This is a genomic window from Curtobacterium sp. VKM Ac-2887 (assembly GCF_015350935.1).
GTDB lineage: Bacteria > Actinomycetota > Actinomycetes > Actinomycetales > Microbacteriaceae > Curtobacterium.
In genome coordinates this window covers 85,434-92,892 of record NZ_JADKSB010000014.1, presented here as the reverse complement: position 1 = coordinate 92,892, position 7,459 = coordinate 85,434, and the positions used below count along the sequence as shown (strand labels likewise).

Genomic DNA, 7,459 nt, shown 5'->3' with positions numbered 1-7,459 from the left:
GGCCCGGTGCCAGCTGGCACCGGGCCTCCCGTCCGTTCAGTGGTCGCGCTACGGGCGCAGGAGCACCTTGCCGACGCGGCCGGCGGTGTCCGAGGCGCGGACGGCGTCGCGGACGTCCTCGAAGGCGAAGGTCTCGGCGACGGGGAGCGTCAGCGAGCCGTCGAGCACGCGGGTGATGAGCTCGCCGAAGAGCTGGCCCTTCGTCTCGGCCGGCATCGTCTTGCTGACGACGCTGCCCCAGAAGCCCTTCACGGTGAGCTGGCCGAAGATGACCTTGCCGGACGGGATCTCGAGCGTGGGCGAGGCCATCGCGCCGAAGACGACGAGGGTCGCGTTCTCGCCGAGCACGCTGGCGATGTCGCCGGCGGCCTTGCCACCGACGGACTCGACACCGGCGACGATCGGGGCGCCTCCGGTGATCGTGGCGACCTGGTCCTTCCAGTCGTCCGCGTCGGTGGCGACGATGCGCTCGATGCCCTGCTCGCGCATCTCCTCGACACCGGCGGCGCGACGCACCAGGCCGATGACGTTGATGCCGCGGGCCGCGCCGAGCTGGGCGACCATGCGCCCGACGGCACCGTTCGCGGCGTTCTGGATGAGCCAGTCGCCCTCGTGCAGGTCGAGTGAGTGCAGCAGGCTGATGGCGCTGAACGGCATCGAGACGAGCTGTGCTGCGGCCTCGTCGGTCATGGCGTCCGGCACCGGGACGAGCCCGGCGGCGTTCGCGGTGTAGTACTCGGCCCAGACGCCGAAGGCACCGCCGGCGACGCGCTGGCCGACCGTCAGGTTCGTGACGCCCTCGCCCAGGGCCTCGACGACGCCGAGCGCCTCGGTGCCCGAGGCTGCGGGCAGCTCGGGCTTGAAGCCGTAGGTGCCGCGGACGGTCCACAGGTCGTGGTTGTGGATGGGGGAGAGGACCGTGCGGACGAGGACCTCGCCGGCGCCGGGCGTGGGGACGGGGCGCTCCTGCACCTCGAGGACGTCGGCGGGCTCGGCGAACGTCTCGTGGACGACGGCGCGCATGGTGGTGGGGGTGGTGGTGCTCATGGGTCAGTCCTCCGAGACGACGATGGTGACGTCGATGTTGCCGCGGGTCGCGTTCGAGTACGGGCAGACCTGGTGGGCTGCGTCGGCGAGTGCCTGGGCCTGGTCGTGCTCCAGGCCGGGGATGACGACCTCGAGCATGACGGCGAGCTGGTAGCCGCCGTTGCCGTTCGGGCCGATCTGGACGCGGCCGCCGACGGACGAGTCGGTGATCTTCACCTTCTGGCTGCGGGCGACGCCCTGCAGCGCGGAGTGGAAGCAGGCGGCGTACCCGGCGGCGAAGAGCTGCTCGGGGTTGGCGCCGTTGCCGGAGCCACCCATCTCCTTCGGGATGGCGAGGTCGAACTCGACCGTGCCGTCGCTCGTGGCGACGTGGCCGTTGCGGCCTTCGCCGGTGGCCAGGGCCTCGGCGGTGTAGAGGGCTTCCATGGTGTTCCTTCCTTCGTGGGGTCAGTGGCGGCCTGGCCCGAGACTCGGGCTGGCCGACAGATCTCGGGCGCTGCGCGGCGAGAAGTGTCGCTCAGGTCGAGTCTCGAGCCGGTGTGTTCGTGGCCGCGGCGTGCATCGTCTCGGTCAGCCGGTGCAGGGTCGCGATGAGCTCCGTGGCGGCCTGCTCGTCGGGGAGCCCCATGCCGGCGGCGATCGTCGCCGGGATGTGCGCGAGGTCGGCACGGATGGTGCGGCCGCGGTCGCCGAGCGTGATCGTCACGACGCGCTCGTCGGTGCTGCGGCGTTCGCGGCGGACGAGCTCGGACTGCTCCATGCGGCGGAGCAGGGGCGACAGGGTGCCGGAGTCGAGCTGCAGGTGGTCACCGAGGCTCGAGACGGTCTGATCGCCCTCGATCCACAGGGTCACGAGCACCAGGTACTGCGGGTAGGTCAGTCCCCAGGGTTCGAGCAGCGAGCGGTACGCCTGCGTGGTCGCGCGGCTCGCTGCGTAGAGGGAGAAGCACACCATCTCGTCGGTCACGGGCATGCCACCAGGATCGCACGCAACTCGGTTGTGCACAACCCAACACGTGCTCCGGCCCGGACGGTTAGGCTGACGTGACCCACGATGACCAGCAGCGACCTCGACTCCACCACGACCCCCGGCTCCGGGACCGCGTCGTCCCACGGCAAGACGATCCTGATCGGTGAGCACGCCGTGGTCTACGGCGCACCCGCACTCGTCCTGCCGGTGCTCGACGCCCGGGTCGTCGCGACCGTGAGCCCCGTCACCGCCGGCGTCGACGAGGCCACCGGCACCGTCGTCGGGCACACCCTCGAGTCCACGGTGCACACCGGCCCGCTCGACCTCGCACCCGCTGCCGTGATGCCGACCGTCACCGCCGTCACCGCGACCCTGCGGCACTTCGGCGTGACCGACCGGCACTTCCACGTCCGGGTCGACAGCGAGGTCCCGACCGCCCGGGGCATGGGGTCCAGCGCAGCGGTCGCGGCCGCCGTGACGGCAGCCGTCGCGGACGCCCTCGGCGAGACCCTCGACGCCGAGACCCACCACGACCTCATCCAGGAGTGCGAGCGGGTCGCTCACGGTCGCCCGTCAGGACTCGACGCCCGCGGTGTCGTCGCCGCGGTGCCGGTCTGGTTCGAGGGCGGCCGCATCGAGCCCGTCGCCCTCGGGGCCCGCTTCACCTTCGTCGTCGCCGACACCGGTGTCTCCGGCCACACCCGGCAGGCGGTCGCGGCCGTGCGGGAACGGCACGACCAGGACCCGGTCGCCGTCGACGCGGTCATCGACCGGATCGGCGCGCTCGCACGGCAGGCACGGGGGACACTCGAGGCTGGCGACGCACAGGGGCTCGGTGCCACGATGGACGCCGCGCACGACCTGCTCAGCGCACTCGACGTGTCGAGTGCCGACCTGGACCGGCTCGTCGACGCCGCACGAGCTGCGGACGCCCTCGGCGCGAAGCTGACCGGCGGCGGGCGGGGCGGGTGCGTGCTCGCACTCGCCGCGGACGACGACCACGCGGACCGCATCGCGGCCGCACTCCGCGGCGCAGGGGCCGCAGCCACCTGGACCACCACGATCGGAGCCCGCGCTTGATGACCGCCACCGCCGTCGCGCACCCCAACATCGCCCTCGTCAAGTACTGGGGCAAGGCGGACGCGCAGCTCGCGCTGCCCGCCACGGGCAGCGTCTCCATGGGCCTCGACGTGTTCCCCACGACGACCACCGTCACGGTGGACGGCGGCTCCGGTGACGGCCAGGAGGCGCGTGACCGGTTCACGCTGAACGGTCACGTCGTCGACGACGGCGCCCTGGTGCGCGTGCAGCAGTTCCTCGACCTGGTGCGGGAGCTCGCCGGCAGCGACGCCCGCGCGTCCGTCGTGTCCGAGAACACCGTCCCGACCGGTGCCGGACTGGCCTCGAGCGCCTCGGGGTTCGCGGCGCTCGCCACCGCGGCCTCGGCGGCGTACGGCCTCGACCTGTCCCCGCGCGACCTGTCCCGCCTGGCCCGACGCGGCTCGGGGTCGGCCACGCGGTCGATCCCCGGCGGCGTCGCCGTGTGGCACGCCGGCGACGACCAGGGGTCCTTCGCCGAGCCGATCCCGGCACCGCCGATGGCCATGGTGGTCGTGACGATCGACGCCGGACCGAAGCCCATCGGTTCGCGCGAGGCGATGCGCCGCACCATCGCCACGTCGCCGTTCTACCCGGCGTGGGTCACGTCGACCACCGAGACCGTCGGCGACATGCTCGGCGCCTGCGCAGCCGGCGACTTCACGCGCATCGGCGAGATCACCGAGAGCAACGCGCTGCGCATGCACGCCACCATCGAGGGCGCCTTCCCGCCCATCCGCTACCTCAACGCGCGCAGCGTCGCCGTGTTCGACGCCGTGGGCGAACTCCGCGCCGCCGGGCTCGAGGCCTACGCCACCGCCGACGCCGGCCCGAACGTGGTCGTGCTCTGCCGGCCCGAGGACCGCTCCGCCGTGGCCACCGCGCTGGCGTCCTTCGGCGACGTCATCGAGTCCGGCACCGGACCTGCCGCTCGGGTGCTCCGCTCCGAAGAGATCGGGGTCGCCGCAGCGAGCGACAGCCCCGACCAGAAGGAGTCCGTGCAGTGATCGAGTTCCGCGCCCACGGCAAGCTGTTCGTCGCCGGCGAGTACGCCGTCGTCGAGCCCGGCCAGCCGTCCGTCCTCATCGCCCTCGACCGCGCCATCACGGCACGCGTGTCCGAGGCACACGGTGCGGGCAGCGTGCACTCGGAGGAGTACGGCCACCTGCCACTGACGTGGACGCGCGACGAGGACGGTCTCGCCCTGGACCGCGAGCACCACCCCTACGACTACGTGATGGCGACGATCGACCTCGTCGAGAAGCTCCGCGCCGAGCGGGGGATCGCCCCGCGCTTCCACGACCTGCGGATCGAGAGCCAGCTCGACGACGCCAGCGGCCGGAAGTTCGGGCTCGGGTCCTCGGCGGCGGTGACCGTCGCGACCGTCGGTGCCCTCGACCGTTTCTACGGCATCGGCCTGACGCAGCGGCAGCGCTTCCAGGTCGCCCTGCTCGCCACCATCCGGGTGAACCCGCGGGCCTCCGGCGGGGACCTCGCCGCGAGCACCTTCGGTGGATGGCTGCGCTACAGCGCCCCGGACCGCGACCACCTCGCGTCGTTCGTCGACGAGCGCCGCGTGTCCGACATCCTCACCGACGCCGCCGCGTGGGCGGGCTTCGACGTCCAGCGGCTGCCGGCCCCCGAGAACCTGCAGCTCCTGGTCGGCTGGACCGGCTCGCCGGCCTCGACCACGAAGCTCGTCGGTGTGGTGCGTCGGCACCGCAACGGCGGGTACCAGGCGTTCCTCGACGAGAGCCGCAGCTGTGTCGACGACCTGACCACGGGCCTCCAGACCGGCGACGCGGAGCAGACGCTCGACGCGCTCCGACGTGCCCGGGTGCTGATGCAGCGCCTCGGCGACTCGGTCGGGTCGAAGATCGAGACCGAACGCCTCGCGACCCTGTGCGACGTCGTCGAGGCGGCCGGCGGAGCGGCGAAGCCGTCCGGCGCCGGCGGCGGCGACTGCGGCATCGCACTCGTCCCCGCGGACATCGACCCCGCCGGCATCCACCGCGCCTGGGAGGCGCACGACATCAGACACCTCAGCGTCGCGGTGCGAGCACCAGAAGGAGCCCTCGATGAGTGACCTGCTCACGCCGATCCCGACCAAGTGGGTCGGACCGATCCGCATCAGCGGCAACGCGGTCCAGGGCGAGCACGAGGTCCCGCTCGCCACGTACGAGTCGCCGCTCTGGCCGTCCGTCGGCCGCGGCGCCCGCATCTCGCGCATGGTCGACGACGGCATCGTCGCGACCGTCGTCGACGAGCGGATGACCCGCTCGGTCGTCGTCCGAGCAGCCAGTGCCGCTGCGGCGCACGTCGCTGCGGGGCAGATCCTCGCGCGACAGGACGAGCTCGAGGCGCTGGTCGCCGGGCAGAGCCGGTTCGCGAAGCTCATCGAGGTGCACCCCGAGATCGTCGGTGACCTGCTGTTCCTGCGGTTCGCGTTCACGACCGGTGACGCCTCCGGCCACAACATGGTCACGCAGGCGGCGGACAAGCTCCTGCCCACGATCCTGGCGTGGCAGCCGGGCCTGCGCTACGTGTCCGTGTCGGGCAACTTCTGCACCGACAAGAAGGCCAGCGCGGTGAACGGCATCCGTGGTCGTGGCCGCAACACCATCGCCGAGATCGTGATCCCCGGCGAGATCGTCGAGAAGCGCCTGCGGTCGAGCACCGAGCGCATCGTCGAACTGAACATCGCGAAGAACCTCATCGGCTCGACCATCGCCGGGGCGCTCCGCTCCGCGAACGCCCACTACGCGAACATGCTGCTCGGCTTCTACCTGGCCACCGGGCAGGACGCCGCGAACATCGTCGAGGGCTCGCAGGGCATCACGAGTGCCGAGAACCGCGACGGCGACCTGTACTTCGCCACGTCGCTGCCGCACCTGATCGTCGGCACGGTCGGCAACGGCAAGGGCGGGGACCTGCCCGTCGTCGAGGACGCCCTGGTGCGCCTCGGCTGCCGCGAGGACCGCGAGCCCGGTGCGAACGCCCGTCGGCTCGCCGCCCTGTGTGCCGCCACGGTGCTGTGCGGGGAACTCTCGCTCCTCGCCGCCCAGACGAACCCGGGTGAGCTGATGGCCGCCCACGTCGCCATGGAGCGACGGGGCACGAAGCCGGCCGGAGGCGCAGCATGACGCGCATCGGCATCCACGACATCGCCATCGCGACCGGGCACCACGTGCTCGAGCTCGACGACCTGGCCGAGCGCCTCGGCGTCGACCCGGCGAAGTACCACGTCGGCATCGGCCAGGACGCCTTCAGCGTGCCCGCCCCGGACGAGGACATCGTCACGATGGGGGCCGCCGCGGCCAAGGAGGTCATCGGCCGCCACGGTGTCGAGGGCATCCGCACCGTGCTGTTCGCCACCGAGTCCGGCGTCGACCAGTCCAAGGCCGCCGGCGTCTTCGTGCACGGGCTGCTCGGCCTGCCGAAGAACGTCCGCGTCGTCGAGCTGAAGCAGGCCTGCTACGGCGGGATGGCCGCCGTGCAGCTCGCCCTCGGCATCATCGCCAGGGCACCGCACGAGCGCGTGCTCGTCATCGCCGCCGACGTCGCCCGCTACGACGTCGACACCGCCGCCGAGCCCACCCAGGGCGCCGGTGCGGCCGCGATCCTGGTGTCCGCCGACCCCGACCTCATCGAGATCGAGCCGGCCGCCGGCGTCTTCACCGCGGACGTCGACGACTTCTGGCGTCCGAACGACCGCTCCACCGCGCTGGTCGACGGCCGCCTGTCCGTCAGCGCCTACGTCGACGCCTTCGTGGGCGCGTGGGACGACCTCGCCGAGCAAGGCGGACCGGCGTACGAGGACATCGTGCGCTTCGTCCACCACCAGCCGTTCACGAAGATGGCGCTCAAGGCCCACCGGAAGCTGACGCAGCACGTGGGCGTGCCGTTCGACGAGTCGGAGCTGTTCGTCGGCTTCACGTACAACAAGCAGACCGGCAACACGTACACGGCGTCGCTCTGGATCGGGCTCGCCGCGCTCCTCGACCTCGACGAGGACCTGGCGGGTGAGCGCATCGCCCTGTTCAGCTACGGCTCGGGCAGCGTCGGCGAGCTCCTCACCGGCATCGTGCAGCCGTCCTACCGTGAGCACCGTCGCGTCGGCCGGGTCCGGCAGCTGCTCTCGGCCCGCGTTCCGCTGACCGTGGACGCGTACCGCGAGCTGCACGCGACCGGCGCCGCGACGAGCGACGACGTCGAGCGTCCGCGCGTCACGGCAGGGCCGTACCGCTTCGCCGGAGTGCGCGGCGGCGCGCGCCACTACGAGGCGTCCTGAGACGCACCGCGTGACGGACGGGAGGCCCGTGGCGGGTCCGCCACGGGCCTCCC

8 protein-coding genes are annotated in these 7,459 nt (G+C 72.3%); 5 read left to right on the top strand and 3 right to left on the bottom strand.

Going from position 1 to position 7,459, the window contains the following annotated elements:
• Positions 1-48: 48 nt before the first annotated feature.
• The 3 genes from ITJ69_RS15585 to ITJ69_RS15575 form a co-directional block, all read right to left on the bottom strand.
• On the bottom strand, positions 49-1,023 hold the full coding sequence (locus ITJ69_RS15585; protein ID WP_194673254.1) for a zinc-binding dehydrogenase: 975 nt from the start codon (positions 1,021-1,023) through the stop codon (positions 49-51).
• Positions 1,024-1,050: 27 nt separating this feature from the next.
• Positions 1,051-1,473: an organic hydroperoxide resistance protein gene (locus tag ITJ69_RS15580; protein ID WP_017885422.1), complete on the bottom strand. Its 423-nt coding sequence runs from the start codon at positions 1,471-1,473 to the stop codon at positions 1,051-1,053.
• Positions 1,474-1,564: 91 nt separating this feature from the next.
• Positions 1,565-2,020 (bottom strand): MarR family winged helix-turn-helix transcriptional regulator, encoded by a 456-nt coding sequence (locus tag ITJ69_RS15575; protein WP_194673250.1) that lies wholly within the window; start codon positions 2,018-2,020, stop codon positions 1,565-1,567.
• Between the two features lie 81 nt (positions 2,021-2,101).
• On the opposite strand from ITJ69_RS15575, the gene mvk reads away from it, so the two are divergent.
• Genes mvk through ITJ69_RS15550 form a run of 5 tightly spaced genes read left to right on the top strand, consistent with a single transcriptional unit; the run spans position 2,102 to position 7,406 of the window.
• On the top strand, positions 2,102-3,097 hold the full coding sequence (gene mvk, locus ITJ69_RS15570; RefSeq protein WP_194673249.1) for a mevalonate kinase: 996 nt from the start codon (positions 2,102-2,104) through the stop codon (positions 3,095-3,097).
• Entirely contained in the window at positions 3,097-4,122 is a 1,026-nt protein-coding gene (gene mvaD / locus ITJ69_RS15565) for a diphosphomevalonate decarboxylase (RefSeq protein ID WP_132099834.1), read from the top strand. Before mvk ends, mvaD begins: the two co-directional genes overlap by 1 nt.
• Entirely contained in the window at positions 4,119-5,201 is a 1,083-nt protein-coding gene (locus ITJ69_RS15560) for a phosphomevalonate kinase (protein WP_123291779.1), read from the top strand. The genes mvaD and ITJ69_RS15560 overlap by 4 nt, the downstream gene beginning before the upstream one ends.
• Entirely contained in the window at positions 5,194-6,258 is a 1,065-nt protein-coding gene (locus ITJ69_RS15555; protein WP_123938430.1) for a hydroxymethylglutaryl-CoA reductase, read from the top strand. The genes ITJ69_RS15560 and ITJ69_RS15555 overlap by 8 nt, the downstream gene beginning before the upstream one ends.
• Positions 6,255-7,406 (top strand): hydroxymethylglutaryl-CoA synthase, encoded by a 1,152-nt coding sequence (locus ITJ69_RS15550; protein WP_194673247.1) that lies wholly within the window; start codon positions 6,255-6,257, stop codon positions 7,404-7,406. Before ITJ69_RS15555 ends, ITJ69_RS15550 begins: the two co-directional genes overlap by 4 nt.
• Positions 7,407-7,459 lie beyond the last annotated feature (53 nt).

Bases quoted from the DNA above. Each gene is read 5' to 3' on its own strand.
- mvaD (WP_132099834.1), top strand. From the start codon at position 3,097: ATGACCGCCACCGCCGTCGCGCACCCCAACATCGCCCTCGTCAAGTAC.
- ITJ69_RS15555 (WP_123938430.1), top strand. From the start codon at position 5,194: ATGAGTGACCTGCTCACGCCGATCCCGACCAAGTGGGTCGGACCGATC.
- ITJ69_RS15550 (WP_194673247.1), top strand. From the start codon at position 6,255: ATGACGCGCATCGGCATCCACGACATCGCCATCGCGACCGGGCACCAC.
- ITJ69_RS15585 (WP_194673254.1), bottom strand. From the start codon at position 1,023: ATGCGCGCCGTCGTCCACGAGACGTTCGCCGAGCCCGCCGACGTCCTC.
- ITJ69_RS15575 (WP_194673250.1), bottom strand. From the start codon at position 2,020: ATGCCCGTGACCGACGAGATGGTGTGCTTCTCCCTCTACGCAGCGAGC.
- mvk (WP_194673249.1), top strand. From the start codon at position 2,102: ATGACCAGCAGCGACCTCGACTCCACCACGACCCCCGGCTCCGGGACC.
- ITJ69_RS15580 (WP_017885422.1), bottom strand. From the start codon at position 1,473: ATGGAAGCCCTCTACACCGCCGAGGCCCTGGCCACCGGCGAAGGCCGC.